The sequence below is a fragment of the Ruminococcus sp. MCC718 genome (genome assembly GCF_018783905.1).
Classification (GTDB): Bacteria; Bacillota; Clostridia; order Lachnospirales; family Lachnospiraceae; genus Hominisplanchenecus; species Hominisplanchenecus faecis.
The window spans coordinates 49,134-65,722 of record NZ_WQNP01000100.1 but is presented as its reverse complement, the minus strand read 5'-3'; the positions used below and the strand labels follow the sequence as shown (position 1 = coordinate 65,722).

The 16,589-nt window shown below is 44.8% G+C and carries 26 protein-coding genes; all 26 read left to right on the top strand.

Annotated features, from left to right (window positions below; translation table 11 throughout):
- Window positions 1-9: 9 nt before the first annotated feature.
- Window positions 10-375 carry a hypothetical protein gene (locus GPK60_RS09270; protein ID WP_215659530.1) on the top strand — a complete coding sequence of 122 codons (366 nt, stop codon included), beginning with the start codon at window positions 10-12 and terminating at the stop codon, window positions 373-375.
- Between the two features lie 5 nt (window positions 376-380).
- Window positions 381-1,022: a hypothetical protein gene (locus GPK60_RS09265; RefSeq protein WP_215659527.1), complete on the top strand. Its 642-nt coding sequence runs from the start codon at window positions 381-383 to the stop codon at window positions 1,020-1,022.
- Complete coding sequence (locus GPK60_RS09260) at window positions 1,000-1,176, top strand: hypothetical protein (protein WP_215659524.1); 177 nt, start codon at window positions 1,000-1,002, stop codon at window positions 1,174-1,176. The genes GPK60_RS09265 and GPK60_RS09260 overlap by 23 nt, the downstream gene beginning before the upstream one ends.
- The gene (locus GPK60_RS09255; protein WP_215659522.1) at window positions 1,173-1,337 is read left to right on the top strand and encodes a hypothetical protein; all 165 of its coding nucleotides are present in this window, start codon (window positions 1,173-1,175) and stop codon (window positions 1,335-1,337) included. Before GPK60_RS09260 ends, GPK60_RS09255 begins: the two co-directional genes overlap by 4 nt.
- Window positions 1,327-1,500, top strand: a complete 174-nt coding sequence (locus tag GPK60_RS09250) for a hypothetical protein (RefSeq protein WP_201428272.1) — start codon at window positions 1,327-1,329, stop codon at window positions 1,498-1,500. The genes GPK60_RS09255 and GPK60_RS09250 overlap by 11 nt, the downstream gene beginning before the upstream one ends.
- Window positions 1,501-1,524: 24 nt before the next feature.
- Window positions 1,525-1,941: a hypothetical protein gene (locus GPK60_RS09245; protein ID WP_215659520.1), complete on the top strand. Its 417-nt coding sequence runs from the start codon at window positions 1,525-1,527 to the stop codon at window positions 1,939-1,941.
- Between the two features lie 173 nt (window positions 1,942-2,114).
- Window positions 2,115-2,348, top strand: coding sequence for a hypothetical protein (locus tag GPK60_RS09240; RefSeq protein WP_215659518.1), 234 nt, complete (start codon window positions 2,115-2,117; stop codon window positions 2,346-2,348).
- A 79-nt stretch (window positions 2,349-2,427) separates the two neighbouring features.
- Complete coding sequence (locus GPK60_RS09235; protein ID WP_215659517.1) at window positions 2,428-2,925, top strand: terminase small subunit; 498 nt, start codon at window positions 2,428-2,430, stop codon at window positions 2,923-2,925.
- 6 nt (window positions 2,926-2,931) lie between these two features.
- On the top strand, window positions 2,932-4,299 hold the full coding sequence (locus tag GPK60_RS09230) for a terminase (RefSeq protein WP_215659515.1): 1,368 nt from the start codon (window positions 2,932-2,934) through the stop codon (window positions 4,297-4,299).
- Window positions 4,296-5,870 (top strand): capsid protein, encoded by a 1,575-nt coding sequence (locus GPK60_RS09225; protein ID WP_215659512.1) that lies wholly within the window; start codon window positions 4,296-4,298, stop codon window positions 5,868-5,870. Before GPK60_RS09230 ends, GPK60_RS09225 begins: the two co-directional genes overlap by 4 nt.
- Window positions 5,839-6,033, top strand: coding sequence for a hypothetical protein (locus tag GPK60_RS09220; RefSeq protein ID WP_252191345.1), 195 nt, complete (start codon window positions 5,839-5,841; stop codon window positions 6,031-6,033). Before GPK60_RS09225 ends, GPK60_RS09220 begins: the two co-directional genes overlap by 32 nt.
- Complete coding sequence (locus GPK60_RS09215) at window positions 6,017-7,510, top strand: phage minor capsid protein (protein ID WP_215659507.1); 1,494 nt, start codon at window positions 6,017-6,019, stop codon at window positions 7,508-7,510. Before GPK60_RS09220 ends, GPK60_RS09215 begins: the two co-directional genes overlap by 17 nt.
- An 8-nt stretch (window positions 7,511-7,518) precedes the next feature.
- Entirely contained in the window at window positions 7,519-7,716 is a 198-nt protein-coding gene (locus GPK60_RS09210) for a hypothetical protein (RefSeq protein ID WP_215659502.1), read from the top strand.
- A 51-nt stretch (window positions 7,717-7,767) separates the two neighbouring features.
- Complete coding sequence (locus GPK60_RS09205; RefSeq protein WP_215659499.1) at window positions 7,768-8,586, top strand: hypothetical protein; 819 nt, start codon at window positions 7,768-7,770, stop codon at window positions 8,584-8,586.
- Between the two features lie 18 nt (window positions 8,587-8,604).
- Window positions 8,605-9,099, top strand: coding sequence for a DUF2829 domain-containing protein (locus GPK60_RS09200; RefSeq protein ID WP_215659496.1), 495 nt, complete (start codon window positions 8,605-8,607; stop codon window positions 9,097-9,099).
- Window positions 9,096-9,305 carry a hypothetical protein gene (locus tag GPK60_RS09195; RefSeq protein WP_215659494.1) on the top strand — a complete coding sequence of 70 codons (210 nt, stop codon included), beginning with the start codon at window positions 9,096-9,098 and terminating at the stop codon, window positions 9,303-9,305. The genes GPK60_RS09200 and GPK60_RS09195 overlap by 4 nt, the downstream gene beginning before the upstream one ends.
- Window positions 9,306-9,471: 166 nt before the next feature.
- The gene (locus GPK60_RS09190; RefSeq protein ID WP_215659492.1) at window positions 9,472-10,119 is read left to right on the top strand and encodes a hypothetical protein; all 648 of its coding nucleotides are present in this window, start codon (window positions 9,472-9,474) and stop codon (window positions 10,117-10,119) included.
- A 19-nt stretch (window positions 10,120-10,138) separates the two neighbouring features.
- Window positions 10,139-11,095 carry a phage capsid protein gene (locus tag GPK60_RS09185; RefSeq protein ID WP_215659490.1) on the top strand — a complete coding sequence of 319 codons (957 nt, stop codon included), beginning with the start codon at window positions 10,139-10,141 and terminating at the stop codon, window positions 11,093-11,095.
- Window position 11,096: 1 nt separating this feature from the next.
- On the top strand, window positions 11,097-11,477 hold the full coding sequence (locus GPK60_RS09180) for a hypothetical protein (protein WP_215659488.1): 381 nt from the start codon (window positions 11,097-11,099) through the stop codon (window positions 11,475-11,477).
- A 3-nt stretch (window positions 11,478-11,480) separates the two neighbouring features.
- Entirely contained in the window at window positions 11,481-11,819 is a 339-nt protein-coding gene (locus GPK60_RS09175; protein WP_215659485.1) for a hypothetical protein, read from the top strand.
- A complete protein-coding gene (locus GPK60_RS09170) occupies window positions 11,816-12,199 on the top strand; it encodes a hypothetical protein (protein WP_252191344.1) in 384 nt (127 codons plus the stop codon). Before GPK60_RS09175 ends, GPK60_RS09170 begins: the two co-directional genes overlap by 4 nt.
- Window positions 12,196-12,591, top strand: coding sequence for a minor capsid protein (locus tag GPK60_RS09165; protein WP_215659483.1), 396 nt, complete (start codon window positions 12,196-12,198; stop codon window positions 12,589-12,591). Before GPK60_RS09170 ends, GPK60_RS09165 begins: the two co-directional genes overlap by 4 nt.
- 5 nt (window positions 12,592-12,596) lie before the next feature.
- A complete protein-coding gene (locus GPK60_RS09160) occupies window positions 12,597-13,037 on the top strand; it encodes a hypothetical protein (protein ID WP_215659481.1) in 441 nt (146 codons plus the stop codon).
- Between the two features lie 13 nt (window positions 13,038-13,050).
- Window positions 13,051-13,368, top strand: a complete 318-nt coding sequence (locus GPK60_RS09155; RefSeq protein ID WP_215659479.1) for a hypothetical protein — start codon at window positions 13,051-13,053, stop codon at window positions 13,366-13,368.
- A complete protein-coding gene (locus tag GPK60_RS09150) occupies window positions 13,344-13,703 on the top strand; it encodes a Gp15 family bacteriophage protein (RefSeq protein ID WP_346727755.1) in 360 nt (119 codons plus the stop codon). The genes GPK60_RS09155 and GPK60_RS09150 overlap by 25 nt, the downstream gene beginning before the upstream one ends.
- Window positions 13,704-13,876: 173 nt before the next feature.
- A complete protein-coding gene (locus GPK60_RS09145; RefSeq protein WP_215659477.1) occupies window positions 13,877-16,582 on the top strand; it encodes a hypothetical protein in 2,706 nt (901 codons plus the stop codon).
- Window positions 16,583-16,589 lie beyond the last annotated feature (7 nt).

Sequence of the window (16,589 nt, the reverse complement as noted above, 5' to 3'; positions counted from 1 at the left end):
ATGAGTAGAATGGCGACTTGCAGTGATTGCCTGTGTTATTACTGCCTCTACTACTGGTCGGAGCGATGTCCCTACGGAGGGTGTTATGACGATTACAGAGCACAGGAAGATCCATACACGGATCATTATCTGGAAAGGCATCTGTGGTCAGACAGTCATAAGCCAGGAGAGCAGGCACACTGGTGCAGGGGCGGCAACTTATATCCGACAGAAGAATGCCCATATTTCGAACAGTATGAAGGGCAGAAAATAGAACAATGTTACCGTGCAATGATTTCCACGTTCCAAGATGGATACCGATCGTGTCCGATGATGGTGAATGGAACATGCGAAAAGTGTCTGAGAGAGCTGAATGAGGCTATACAGGAAGGATGAATAACATGGCAATATATCATAAAACATTACAGTATCACGAAGATACTACAGAAAAGAGAAGCCTGAATGATAAGGACATTAAGTTCTTGGTGGAATTGCAGAAAGAAATGAATACGCAGGACACGACAGAAACGGCTGAACCGAGATTCTGGGTCATCAAGGGAAGCGAGAGAGTGCAAGACGATGAGAACGCAGACGAACTTGTCTTGCAAGCAGATGGAAGCACCGTTACAAGCACAACGGAAGAAACAGTGAAGTACCTCAATGATAATATCCTGTCAGACTGCAATATCAATCGGGAAAACTGCAAAATTGGAAAGGGGTGTATATTGGATTTTATACTGATGTATATGGAAGATGAAGAAGAAGAGTATGAGGACTTGATAGCGGAGGAAGTGAATGAATTTCTTGCCAATAATGGATATGATGATGTCAGGATAGTTGGTATTTCGTTCAGACCAGTTGTGTATCCGAACACGATGTTTCTGACCGAAAAGGAAGCAAGAGAACATCTGGAACGAAACCATTACCACTATTCAGAAGATGCACATACCTACTGCATGTGTGCCTGGAGATCTCCGGAAGTATGGTGGCTGTGGAAGATATTGCGGGAGGTGAAATGGGATGAATTACGACAGAACGTGTAACACATGCAGATACCACGACAGCAGAGGGATCTGTGTGTGCCCGAAGAGTGAAGAGTTCAGAGATGTTACAGTGAACGCATACTGCTGTGGACAATACGAAAGAAGCTGGAAAAAAGCCATGGTTGAGGCGTTCATGAAAGGGGCGAGAAGATGAGCGATGAAAGCAGAACACCGAAGAAACCGCAGGCTGTACTGAGCGTGTTTGGTGGAACAGCCTACGAGTGCCGAAACTGCGGCGATGAGGTGCAAAAGTATCTGCCGTATTGCCCGTGGTGCGGACAAATGCAAGATTGGAGTGATGTGGATGAACCATGAAGGATACCGTGATCCGACAGCAGACAGAGCCGTGCGAAAGGCGGATAAGATGCCGAAGCACATCAGAAAGATATTTGATGCGTTGAATACGGTTGTGAGTGTGCAGGGGATCAAAGTGACGGAAATCACTGACAAGCACACCGGAAGAAAGTGGAAACTGTGATACATACGAGGGGAGGCGATGCCGGTGGAGATGACAGAAAACGACAAGAAAAAGGAGTTCCTGCGAAGATACAGGGAATGTGAACGGAGGGAGCAGGAGATCCTGGAAGAAATCCAGAGGCTCCGGATGGATCAGATGTTTCCATCCATGGTCAATGACGGGATGCCGAAAGGCAGCCAGCAGTCCGATCTGTCGGATTACATGGTGCTGTTGGATGAGCAGATTGACCGGTTGAAGCAGGAACGCCTGGAAAAAGCAAGGACACGTGAACAGATTGACCTGGCGATCAGACGGATGGAGAACCCGGATGAACAGAGGGTGTTGCGACTGAGGTATCTGTGGGGGCTGGGCTGGATAGCAGTTGGGAGAAGAATGGGATATTCGCGAGAAGGAGCGATTAAGATTCATGGAAGAGCTTTGCAAAATTTAAAAATTTGTTAAAGTGTACACTCCAGTACACTAAACATATAATATAATGGGTTTAATCCAATTTGGGAAACGAATGCTGATATGGTTATATCCTTCACACAATATATATTTTATAAAACGTCCTGTAGAAATATAGGGCGTTTTATAGTATGATAAAAGAAAATATATGTTTGGAGGATTCTGATATGAATAAATGGCTAACAAAAGAGGAACAGTATCAAAAAGCTTTAAATCCAAACCAGATTCAAAGGATTGAAGATCCGAAATTAAGAGAAATCAGAAGTAAACACTGGTTATATCGACATAAGATATTTATGGATGAAGCACATATATCAGATCAAGAACTTATGCGATTGTATAAGCTAGATGAAGAAGCTGAACAAAGAGAAATAGATAAATATAAAAAAGCAAAGAAGTAGATAACAATGTCCTTTTGATATTAGATAAAACTAATCTTGAAAGGGCATTTTATCGTTTAAGAGTAGGAGGTGAGTCCAAGTGACTGAAAAACAGAAGATATTTGCAGATGAATACTTGATTGATTTGAATGCCACAAGGGCTTACCGGGTGGCATATCCGTCTGTAAAGCGAGATGAAACGGCAAGAGCAAACAGCAGCAGAATGCTAACAAATGCTAACGTTGCAAAATATATCGCAGACCGGATGCAGGAACGTCAGAAACGCACGGAAATAACGCAGGACAGAGTTTTGGAGGAACTGGCTGCTATTGCATTTGCCAGAGCTACTGATTATGCAGAAGTAAAGGGCGAGTGTGTCAGAATCAAAGACACGGATAGCTTGACGGATCAGCAGATTAAAGCTATTGCCGGAATAAAAGAGGGGAAGTTCGGAATTGAACTGAAATTGAACGACAAAGAAAAAGCGTTAGAGCTTCTTGGACGGCATCTTGGAATGTTTAAAGATAAGGTCGAAGTATCCGGTCTGGAAGACGAGAAAAAGAAACTGGATGATATCCTGCAACAGATGCGGGGGTGATGGATAGTGAGCACGGAACGCTTACTGCTATCAGAAAAGTATAAAGCATTTTTACGTTGTAATGCACCGGTTGAATTTCTGGAAGGCACGACTGCTGCCGGTAAGACGACAGTAGGACTGTTCAAATTTATGCTGAAAGTGGCAGAGTCATCGAAAAAACTGCACATTATAGCGGCGAAAGATACCGGAACGGCAGAAAAGAACATCATCAATAAGGACCTTGGCATCATTGATGACTTCGGTATGCTGGCTGAGTACAACGGAAACGGCACCAAGGACGACAAAATACCACATATCCTGTTCCACACCAGCAATGGTGATAAAGTCGTGTATGTGATGGGATATGGGGATAAGAAGAAGTGGCAGAAAGCCCTTGGCGGTCAGTACGGATGTCTGTATATTGACGAGATCAATACAGCTGATATTGAATTTGTCCGAGAGTCGTCTATGCGATGTGATTACTTTATGGCAACACTGAACCCGGATGATCCGAATCTGGATGTATACAAGGAGTATATCAATTGTAGCAGACCATTACCTGAATGGGAACAGGACACGCCACAGGAAATTAAAGAAGAGCTGAAAGAAGAACCAAAACCCGGCTGGGTACATTGGTTCTTTTCTTTTGACGATAATGCAGGACTTCCGGAAGAAAAGAAGCAACGGATCATCCAGAACACGCCGAAGGGAACCAAGATCTGGAAGAATAAGATCCAGGGACTCAGGGGAAAAGCAACTGGTCTGGTATTCCCGAATTTCAGCCGGAAACAGCATGTGGTCACGGCAGAATGGGTAAAACAGAAGATAGTAGCAGGAAAACTGAAATTCAAAAAGTTTACCTGTGGTCTGGACACATCGTATTCCTCAAAATCTCCGGATACGATCGCCATGCTGTTCCAGGGAATCACAGAAGACAGAAAGCTGATCACGCTGGCGGAAAAGGTATACAGTAACAAAGATCTGTCAGAACCGCTGGCACCGTCTGATACAGCGGTAAGATTCATTGATTTCCTGGAAAAGTGTCGTAAAGAATGGGGATTTGCAAAAGAGACGTTTATTGACTGTGCGGATGCGGCTACGATCACTGAGCTTCACAAGTACAAGCGTCTGCATGGATGTCTCTACAATTTTATTGAATCGTACAAGAAAGTGGAGATCCTGGACCGTATCCGCTTACAGCTTGGATGGATCCAGCAAGGATGTTATCTGGTTGTGGATACTTGTACAGAACATATCTCAGAACTGGAGCGGTATTCCTGGAACGAGGAAAAGGATATCCCGGAAGATCGGAACGACCACACGATCAATGCACAGCAGTATGGATGGATTCCATACCGGAACATGATCGGGTTTAAGGAGGAAGAGAAAAGGTGAAATGGGTGGAACAGTTGAATGAAAATATAAAGCGGACACTGCGGAGCTGGCTGAATGTACTCCCGGCAAATCCATATAATTTCCAGATCAATGAGATGCTGGATTTTGAGGGGCATGCGATTCGCAACCGCATCTGGTACCGTGGCGATGGCAACGAACTGGAACAGTTCTACCAGCAGAACCGTGAATATGCGGATAAGTACAAATTCTGGGCGAGTAAGAGCAGCCCGGGGCTTGAGATGCGGAAAATTCATACCGGTCTTCCTGGACTGATCGTGCGGACTCTGACATCGGTTGTGCTGCCGGATATGAACGATTTTGAATTTGAAAGCCTGAAGCAACAGGGGATGTGGGAGGAAATCGCAAAGGACAATGATTTTCAGCACAAAGTAGAAAGTGCACTGAAAGAGGCTCTGTATATTGGGGATGGAGCTTTCAAGGTGACGGTGGATACACAGATCAGTCCCTACCCGATTCTTGAATGGTATCCAGGCGACCGAGTGGAATTTATCCGGCACCGTGACAGAATCCGTGAAATCGTATTCAAAACACCGTATAAGGACAAAGGAAGGACCTATGTGCTGAATGAACGCTATGGATATGGCTATATTATCAACGAGCTGTATTCTGGCAATCAGATGCTTGAGGTTTCCGCACTGAAAGCCACAGAAAACCTGAAAAACTTTGCATTTGACGAGAACGTGATGCTGGCAGTGCCACTGATGATCTATGAATCTGCCAAGTATGAAGGCAGGGGCGGCAGTATCTTTGATGGTAAGCTGGACAGCTTCGACTCGCTTGATGAGGTCTGGTCGCAGTGGATGGACGCACTGAGGGCAGGCAGGGCAAAAACATACATTCCGGAATGTTTAGTCCCACATGATCCGGAGACGGGCGTGCTGATCCGGCCGAATCCATTTGACAATCGCTATTATGCGGCAACTGGTGATATGAGCGAAGGACAGAAGAATGTGATCAATACCGATCAGCCGGTAATTCCGCATGAAAGTTATCTCGCATCCTATATCACGGCACTGGATCTGTGCTTACAGGGTGTGATCAGTCCGTCTACTTTGGGCATCGATACGAAGAAGCTGGACAATGCAGAAGCACAGAGGGAAAAAGAAAAAACAACGCTGTATACACGGAACAGCATTGTAGAAGCATTACAGACAACACTTCCGGATGTGGTTGCTTCCTGTATCCATGCAATGAACATTCTGGAAGGACAGATGCCGGAAGATGTGAAGGTCAATATTCCATTTGGGGAATATGCAAACCCATCTTTCGAAAGCCAGGTTGAGACTGTGGCAAAGGCAAAACAGGGCGGAATCATGAGCATTGAACGCTGTGTAGAAGAGCTGTATGGTGACAGCCTGGATGAACATTGCAAACAGGAAGAAATCACCAGACTGAAAGCAGAACAGGGTATTCAGGAGATGGAAGAGCCGGGAGTCAATCTGGATGCTGGTGATTTCAGCGTAAATCAGGAAGGCGGCGAGAACGATGAAGGTAAAAGTAGCAAACAGGATGTACCAGATGAGCCGGAAGGAGTACCAGGGACTGCTTAAAATTGCAAAGGAACAGGTACCTTTTGGCGTGTATGCTTTGGAAAAAGGCGATTATGCGGAACTGAGAAATGATAAATGCAGCAGTGCCACACAGTTGAAAGAACTGAAAAGGCAGTTTAAGCAGCAGGGATTCAAGGTGCATGTAAATGGCAAAGATAAATGATGCGTATGATATCGGAGCGGCTTTTGAGGCAATCGAAGATGAACTGATCGCATCCATGATCCGAAACATGAAACGGCACAAGGTCGAAGAAGTGACGGAGAATAAGCAGTGGAGCATGTGGCAGGCAGAACAGTTAAAAGCTCTGGAACAGTACCGGAGAGCCAACCGGAAGAAGTTCGGCGGACAGTTCCAGGATATCAATGACAAGATCGAGGCTCTGATTCGGGTGGCAAGAACCGAAGGAAACATGCATCAGGAACTGCAGATCCTGGACGCTATCAAAAAAGGTTTTCCAGCAAAGAAAGCAACAAAAGGTGCTACGGCAGAGTTCTTCCGACTGAATGACCGGAAGCTGGATGCCCTTATCAATGCAACCACGAATGACATGGAAAAGGCAGAGGTGGCTGTACTTCGTATGGCAGACGACCAGTACCGCAGGGTGATCTACAACGCTCAGGTCTATGCAAACACTGGTGCCGGCACGTATGAAAAAGCAGTTGATATGGCGACCAAGGATTTTCTTTCTGCTGGTCTGAACTGTATCGAATATAAAAACGGTGCAAGGCATACGCTGGCAGATTATGCAGATATGGCGATCCGTACAGCAAGCAAACGAGCCTACCTGCAGGGGGAAGGTGAAAAACGCCAGGAATGGGGCATACATACTGTTATCGTGAATAAGAGAGGAAATCCGTGCCCGAAATGTCTGCCGTTCTGCGGAAAAGTATTGATTGATGATGTGTGGAGCGGTGGCAGCCGGAAAGACGGCAGTTATCCGCTGGTTTCAAAGGCGATATCTTATGGTCTGTACCATCCAAGATGTAAAGACAGCCACACAACCTATTTTCCCGGTATTTCAACGGCTGATGATACCTGGACGAAAGAAGAACTGGAACAGATCGGTCTGAAAAACCAGCAGGAAGCCAGACAACAGTATGCAAAGCGGCAGGAGAAGAAGTATAAAAGGATGGCAGAGTGTTCACTGGATCTAAAGAATAAGGCAGAGTATCAACAGAAAAGTAATAAATGGGCAAGGTTAAAAGATGATGAAGGCATTTATCACACGTATAATTTAGGACAGAATGATGTCATAAAGCCGCATAATATCAAAAAAGATATGCAGAAGTCAGATATTGGAAAAGAGATGTCTGAATACCTGGAAACGAATAATATTTTAGTTCAGCTCGTTTATGGTATCGATAATCCATATAATGAATTGGGATTTTATGATGCAGAAGATGATGTAATAAGAATTTTTGCAGATCAGACAAAAACGATAGAGAAAACAGCAGAAGTGCTTATACATGAAGCAACGCATAGAAAGTACGGAATTGGTGGAGACCAATGGTCGGAAGCTGTGTGCATTGCTCAAGAAGTGAAACACCGAAAGAGGTCAAATACATTGACTTCCCAAGAGAAAAAGGATATACTCAAATTAGTAGCTGAGTTGTATCCGGAATATCCATGGAGAAAGTAGGTGACATTATGACATTAGAAGAAATGAAAGCAAAAATGGATCGGCGTAATAGAATGGTGTCGGATGCAAGAGCAGGGAACGATCCAATATGTCCAAAATGTAAAAAAGGACATGTTAAATGCAAAGGAAAATATTTCTTCTATTGTGATTCGCCGGAATGTGATATGAAACTTTCTATGGATCCAGTAAGACCAAAACAAAAATAAATACCACCAGTCGAGAGGCCGGTGGTATTTTTGTACCCATTTTGCAGGGAGGTGAGAAACATAAAAAGCAAAACTTACGAAGAATTTGTCGAGAAATTCAAACCGAAGAAAACGACAGACGACTGCTATACACCATCGGAGATATACGAAGTTATAAAGGACTGGGTGTGCAAACGTTACAATATTGATCCTGAGAACGTGATTCGCCCATTCTGGCCGGGCGGCGATTACGAAAAAGACGAATATCCGCCGGGATGTGTGGTGGTGGACAACCCACCTTTTTCCATCCTGAAAAACATATGTGAATTTTATCTGGAACGGGGCATCCCGTTCTTTTTGTTTGCCCCGTCACTTACAGCATTATCTGGTAAGACCACCTGGAACAGAATGAACCACATTGTATGTGACTGTACGATCGAATACGAAAACGGTGCAACTGTGAAGACATCGTTTATTACCAGCTTCGAACCGGAAACGGTAGCAGAGACATCGCCGGAGCTGACAAAGCTGGTGAATGATACAACGAAAAAGCTGAGGCAGGAAAAGGCACGGAAATTGTCAAAGTATGATTATCCGGATCATATCGTTACCGCTTCCATGATGCAGAAAATGGCACGTTACGGTGTACATTTCCGGGTAAGGCGTGAAGAATGCCAGCTTGTGCGAAGCCTGGACGCCCAGAGAGCCATGAAAAAAGAGATTTACGGGGCAGGGCTTCTGCTGTCAGACCAGGCGGCAGCCAGGAAGCAGAATGCAGAAAAGCAGGCAGCAGAAAATGCCAGAAAGCAGGCAGAGGATGCTATCTGTTATGAACTTTCAGAGCGTGAGAGGGAACTGGTGGAAGCATTAAATAAATCAATATTAGATTAAGAAAGCGAGGATAAGAACATGAAATTTTCGAAAGCATTTGAGTTGATGAAACATGGAGAAAAAGTGAAACTTCCATCCTGGGGCGGTTACTGGTACTGGGATGGTAGCAGAAAAACAATCATCATACATACAAAAGATGGCATTGAGATGGATATCAGAAAAACAGCGAGAGTTGAATATACGCTTAGTAATATTGTTTCAGAAGAATGGATTATTGCAGATGAAACAAATTGCCCTGAACTTGGCGGCAAAGCAACGTTTTCTTTTGGCGAAGCCATTAAATATCTGAAAAGAGGTAAGAAAGTAAAGCGTGAAGGATGGAATGGTAAGAATCAGTATATTCAGCTTGCAACAGGTATTTCTTACAAAACACAAAACGGAGAAATTGTGAACTGCGAGCATGATGCAATTGGCAACATGGCGGTGGCGTTCGTTGGGACTTCCGGTGTACAGATGGGCTGGCTCGCTTCTCAGGCTGATATGCTGGCAGATGACTGGATGTTTGTGGAATGATAGAACACTACACAGTCACAAAAGACGCAGACAGGCTTGCACCGAACTGGCTGGCGAGCCGGATCAATTACAAGACAATCAAATTATTATACCGGGACAAAGACGGACACGCAGAACTGAAAGGGGTGAAGATTGGCGATGAAGTGGCACAGATTGGCGACACGGTACAGTTCAACGGCAGACGGTTATCCGTAGAAAGGCGGTGATCCAGATATCTCCCTTTGAGGCACAGGGCTATGTGTCTTATTTTTATGCCCGAAGGCAGAAAACTACACGGAGACACCGGGTTATCAACTGTTTTGTGAGACACACGTAAAACTGTCAGATTTGTGCAGACAGCATAGTAAAAAAACTGTAAAGGAGCGAAGAAAGATGAGCAAAAAAATTTCTATGAAACTTCAAATTTTTGCCGAGCCGCCACAGCCGCCGGAACAGAACCCTGCAAATCCACCACAGGCACCAGAAGGGCAGTCAGTCCCGGCTTTTGATTATGACAAACTGGCGAATCTGATCGCCGGAAAACAGAGTGTGACGGAGGAATCCGTCCTGAAAGGGTATTTCAAACAGCAGGGACTGTCAAAAGAGCAGATGGAACAGGCAATTACAGCATTTAAACAGCAACAGGCGGACAAACAGCCAGATGTAGCAGGCATGCAGAATCAGATCACTGAGACGCAGAAGCAGCTTACCCAGGCACAGGCGGCAGTGCAGAAAGCACAGATTGAGAGTGCAGCCACCATGACGGCAGTATCGCTTGGCATCCAGGCAAAGACGATCCCGTATGTTTTGAAAATGGCAGATTTCAGCCAGGTGATCGGGCAGGATGGGAAAGTCAGTGAAGAAGCACTGACTGCAGCAATCAATAAGGTGCTGGAGGATATTCCGGCATTAAAACCGCAGGCAGATGCAAAGTCCGGTTTCATGCAGATCGGTACCGGCGGCAATCCTCAGCAGCAACCACAGCAGACAACAGCAAACCAGGCAGCAGTTCCAACAAAACGCTGGAACCGATTCAACTAAAAGAAAGAAGGTATAGATTATGGCATTAAATTACGCACAGCAGTGGAGCCCGGAGCTTCTGGAGATCCTGATCCAGGGGACGATCACATCACCATTTATCACAAGCAACGTGAAATGGGTGGGGGCAAGAACATTTCACTTTACACAGACATCTACATCCGGTTTTAAGAACCACAACCGCAACGGAGGCTGGAACAAAGGATCTTTTGCACAGAAAGATGTTCCTTACACGGTAGAACATGACAGAGATATTTCATTCCTGGTTGACAAGGCCGATGTAGACGAAACAAATGCAACGGCATCTATCCAGAACATTTCCCGTGTGTTTGAGCAGACACAGGTTGCACCGGAGACAGATGCACTGTTCTTTTCCAAGGTTGCACAGGCGGCAAAGAAAACGGAAGGATACCATTCGGAAACTGCAGCATCCGCATACACGAAGGCGAAAGTGTTCGGAATGTTGAAAGATATCCTGGCAAAAGGAAAACTCAGACGATACAAAGCCAATGGAACGCTGGTGATGTATGTCACTTCTGCAATCATGGATGCCCTGGAGCAGTCTACGGAATTCACCCGTAAGATCGAGATCACCCAGATTGCAGAGGGTGGTATCGGTATTGAAACCAGAGTAACAGACATCGATGGTGTGCCTGTGATGGAAGTCATCGATGATGAACGATTCTATGATTCCTTTAACTGGGAACCGGAAAACGGCGGATTCGAACCGGTCAAAAAAGCCTCTGGAACAACAGGGTCGAAAAAGATCAATGTCCTGGTTGCATGCGGTCAGACCTGTAAAACGGTGCCGAAGATCGCAAGTATCTATTACTTTGATCCGGGAGCACATACCGAAGGCGATGGCTACCTGTACCAGAACCGTTCCCTGTCAGATGTTTTTGTATTTCCGAACGGAAAAGACGGCAATATCGACAGCGTGTATGTAGATACTGACACCACCGAATACACAGGAGCGTAATATGGCTGCTTATGTGACAGAGAGCTACTATATCAACACTTATGGCGGCAGGACCGTACCGGAAGAAAATCTGAAATCTGCCCTGCATCAGGCATCCAGACACATTGATTCCCTGACCTACAATCGGATTGTAGGCAGGGGATTTGACAATTTAACAGATTTCCAGAAAGAGGTCATTCGGGAAGTCATATGTTTGCAGGCAGATTTTGAATGTGAAAATGCAGATGAGATCAATACAGTTTTATCCAGTTACAGTATCAATGGTGTATCAGCTTCGTTTGGCAGCAGTTGGAATGTGTTCATGGATAAAGGAGTTGCCATGAAGCGTGATATATATGCTCTGCTTTGCCAGACGGGGCTGTGTTGCCAGTTAGCGAGGTGAGGTATGAAATATCCATGTTTGATACCAAAACGGCTCTGTCGGACAGATATCGTCTGCAAGTTCGATCAGGAAGGGTTGAACAAATATGGAGAGCCATTAGAGACAATAACGTATTACGGTAAATGTAATTATCAGGATAAAGCCAAAACAGTGCTGACAGCAGAGAAGAAGATGGTACAGATTACCGGGACAGCATTGTTTCCGGGCGATATCTGTCCGGGACTAGCGGTTATCTCCGGCGGATCAGTGGAACTGTTTGGAGTGAAGCGGAGAATCGAACAGGGGACAAAAGCCAGAAATCCGGACGGAAGCGTAAATTATACGGAGGTGTTACTGGTATGATCAATGTAAATTCGATTATTAACCTGAACTTTCCAAGGATAAAGCAGCTCACACAGGCACAGTCTCAGGCACTGGAACAGACTGCAGAAGCATTGCACACAGAAGTCGTGCAGGCACAGGTGTTTCCGTTTGATACCGGAAATTTACAGAATGAGAGCACTTTCGTGGATTGTTCAGAAAGCAGCCGCGGACAGGTTACGCTTGCTTCTACAGCACCGTATGCACGAAGGGTTTACTTTCATCCTGAATATCATTTTCAGACCAAGGAAAACCCAAACGCAAGAGGATTATGGTACGAGGACTGGCTGCCGGGCGGGAGCAAAGACCAGTTCTGTCAGAAAGCGTACAAAGAGATCTACAGGAGGATTGTGGGATTATGATGCTGTCAGATGTGCGAGATTATGTAGAATCCCTCGGTATTTCTGAGAACGTGTATATGGGTAAACTTCCGGATAAACCGGAAAAATCCATTGGTGTGTACAACAGCAAGCACCAGAGAGCATACCACACGGCTATCGGTGGTCCACATCTGGAAGGGTACGGTGAAAAACCGGTAACGATCCTGGTCCACTGGAACCGTTCACCACGAGACACCGAAAAAGCTGCTACAGAGTTGTTTGAGAAGCTGAGGGCGGCGAGAAATACAGAAATAAACAATGAAACAATAAAATTTATACAGCCACTTTATGAGATTCAGGACGTTGGCACAGACGATGCCGGCATCTATGAAATGGTCATAGAAGTGGCTGTTATTTTTGAAAAAAAGGAGTGACGAAGATGAAAACAGGAGTATATCCATGTTACGAAAACCAGTTTCGTATCAACAAAGGAGTAACGGAAAAAGAGGACATGAAAGAGATCAAAGACTGTGTATCTTTCTCCGTATCATTCGACAATGGCGTGGAAGAATGGACTCCATTTGATACAGAAGGCTGGGTAAGACGACTGCTGACAGCTAAGAGTGTTAAGATCACGGTATCTGCGAAGCGAAACGTAGGAGATCCGGGAAACGACCTGGTCGCGTCTCTGGCATGGGTAAATGGACGTGACGCAGAAAAAGACATTGCCTGGACATTTCCGGATGGCACAGAGGTTAATTTCCTTGGTGCAGTCATCAATGTGACAAATGTTGGTGCTGGTGATTCAACGGCAGTGGCACCGCTGGAATTCGAGATCCAGAGCAATGGAAAACCGGAAGTTATCCCGGCATCGGAATAGGGGGTATAAGAACATGGCAAAAACAGTAGACATTACAGAAAAACTGAACATGGATGGAAATCCGGTGATTGTGATCAAGAACAAAAAACTGGAAGTCAATGCAGATGCGGCAACCGTGCTGAAACTTATGGATGTCATTGGGGATGGTGCAGGAACACCAAAACAGGTGTCAAATATGTACAATCTGCTGTTCAGTGAGAAAGCACGCAAAACAATCGAAGAATTGAAACTTTCATTTGATGATCTGAAAATCGTGGTCCAGACTGCAATCACACTGATTACCGGAAAGGAAGAAGAAGCGGGGGAATCCCAGATCCCGGCTACGACCTGATCGAAGATTATGATCTGATTGTAGCGTCCTTCCAGTCGGAATACGGGATCCGGCTTTCAAGGGAAGTCAATACAATGCCCTGGGAGGAATTCAGACAGATGCTTGCGGGACTTGGACCGAACACGGTCCTTGCCCGTATGGTATCGATACGGACAGAAGAAGACGAAGAGATGCTGAAACATTTCACACCGGAGCAGAGAAGAATCCGGTGTGAATGGCGGAACAGAACAGCCGCAAAAGTAAGCATAAAAGACAGGGATGTATTCCTGGAGCAGATGAAGCAGGCATTTATTACAATGGCAGGAGGTAGATCAAAATTGAAAAAAGAAAAATAAAGTGTCCATTTTGCGGACATGGACAAAAAGTTCAGTATGTTCAGGATGCTTCTTGCTGTGGCATTTTCATTAAATGCCAGGCACGGCACTGTAGAAAAGAATTTGAAATTAAAATAAATCAGGACAAGTAGTGCCATTGTGCCGATGTTCTCCTAAAAATGGAGGTGGCACAAATGGCAGACAGAGACAGTATAGGCGAGATCGGTCTTGATCTGGTCGTAAACCAGAATCAGTTTAAACGTCAGATGAACAGCATGATGGGCTTGGCGAAAAAGGCAGGTGCGGCATTGGCATCTGCCTTTGCTGTCGGAAAACTGGTTGAGTTTGGAAAGAAATGCCTGGAATTAGGTTCGGACCTTGCAGAGGTTCAGAACGTTGTTGATGTTACATTCCCAACATTATCCGCACAGGTAGACCAGTTTGCAAAGAGTGCAGCGGCAAGCTTCGGACTGTCAGAAACCATGGCAAAACAGTACACCGGTACATTTGGTGCCATGGCGAAAGCGTTTGGATTTACGGAGAAACAGGCTCTTGATATGGGGACAACCCTGACCGGATTGGCCGGTGATTTGGCATCTTTTTACAATCTGAGCCAGGACGAAGCATACGCAAAGCTGAAATCGGTATTTACCGGTGAAACGGAATCACTGAAAGACCTTGGTGTTGTTATGTCGCAGACATCACTGGATGCGTACGCACTGGCGAATGGATTTGGAAAGACAACCGACAAAATGTCGGAAGCTGAAAAGGTAGCATTGCGTTATTCATTCGTACAGGATCAGCTGTCAGCGGCACAGGGCGATTTCGCACGAACGTCCGACTCCTGGGCAAACCAGTGCAAAGTGTTATCTTTGCAGATGCAGTCTCTTATGGCAACGGTTGGACAAGGTCTAATCAATCTGTTTACACCGGTTCTGAGAGTGATCAATGCAGTAGTAGGTCGCCTGAGCGTGCTGGCAAGTGCGTTTAAGTCGTTAACAGAGCTAATCACCGGGCAGAAGTCGTCCGGCACAACAGATAATATGCAGCAGACAGCAGCAGGAATGGATGATGCAGCAGAATCGGCAGAGAATCTGAAAGACAATACAACGGCAGCGGGAAATGCGGCCGAAAAAGCATCCAAAAAGCTGAAAAGCCTTATGGGTTTTGATAAGATCAATCGCCTGGACAAGAAAGACGACAGTAGTAGTACTACAGGAAGTGCCGTACCGGATGTGGCTGGTAGTGTTGATTTTGGCAAGCTTGCCGAAGGAGATACTGTTGTAGATGGCTTGAATCGTAAGATGCAGGATTTACTGGAAAGAGGTAAAGAACTTGCAGGCCTATTTAAGAAAGGATTCTTGATAGGATTCGGAGACAGTGGGAAAAGAATTGATGGAATCCGTAAGAAATGCGAAAGTATTGGTGAAACATTAAAAAGCATATTTACAGATCCGCAAATACAGACATCCGCTTCGGGATTGTTTGATGCGATTGCTTTAAACGCCGGGAAAATTGCAGGATCTTTTGTAAGCATCGGAACAACGATTGCCTCCAATCTGGTAGGTGCAATAGATCGATATTTACAGGGCAGTGAAGGTTATATACATGACAGATTAGTCAGTATGCTGGATACTTCAACAGATGCGGTAAATCTGGTCGGAGATTTTTTTACATCTTTTGCAGACGTATTTTCGGTGTTTGCAGATGAAAATGGCGAAGTATGTTCGGCAGAACTGCTTGGCATGATTTCTGATGCATTTCTGGGTTCTAAAGATCTTGCATTGAAACTGACAAATGACATACTTTCATGTATTCTTCAACCTTTTATAGATAATAAAGATAAAATAAAAGATGCTATTGATAATACATTAGAACCAATAAGTACGGTTCTCGAAACACTGCATACATCGGTAAAAGAGACCTTTGAAAAAATCTTAGCTGTGTATGATAAGCATATCAGTCCGATGTTCGATGGATTTAAAGAAGGGTTCAGTGAAATATTATCTACCCTGCTGGATGGATATAATAAATATTTTGCACCGGTATTGTCAAAGTTATCAACCTTGTTTCAGAGTGTATGGACGAGCAGCATACAGCCAACCATCAACAATATTATTGGACTGGTGGGGGATGTTGCTGATCTTATAAATGTTCTGTGGCGTAATGTGTTCAAGCCTTTTATTAATTGGATAGCATCTGCAATTTTCCCGGTGATATCGCCAATTATCGAAGCAATCGGTACGATATTTTTGAATTTTGTCGGGGATGTTTCAAAAAATATCAACAATGTCATACGTATTTTAAGAGGAATCATTCAATTTGTAACAGGTGCATTTTCTGGTGATTGGGAAAAAGCATGGAAAGGTGTTCTGGAAATATGGAATGGAATGACAGATCTGTTTAAGTCACCAATCAATATTGTGATAGGTTTTGCTAATGGACTGATAGCAGGTATTGAAAGTGCGGTTAATTCAGTTGCCAATATGTTCAATAATTTGCAGATCGATGTGCCTGACTGGGTGCCTGGAATTGGTGGACATACGCTTGGATTTGATCTGCCTATCTGGGATGCACCAAGAATACCGCTGCTTGCACAAGGCGGATTTGTAAGAGCCAATACACCAAGGTTAGCAGTAATTGGTGATAACCGGCACGAAGGCGAGATTGTGGCACCAGAAAGCAAATTACAGGCAATGGTAAACGCAGCGGTATCGGCAGCAGGCGGGAGAGGTGTGACGAAAGAAGAGATGGAATCCATTGCCAATAATGCAACTATGCGTATTGTAGCGGCACTTGCAAATGTAAGTTTTAATTTAGATGGCGTAGACATTGCACGAGCGTCAACAAGAGCACAGATCGGAATTAATAAACGTTTTAACACGGTAGATGTTAGATAGGAGCAAC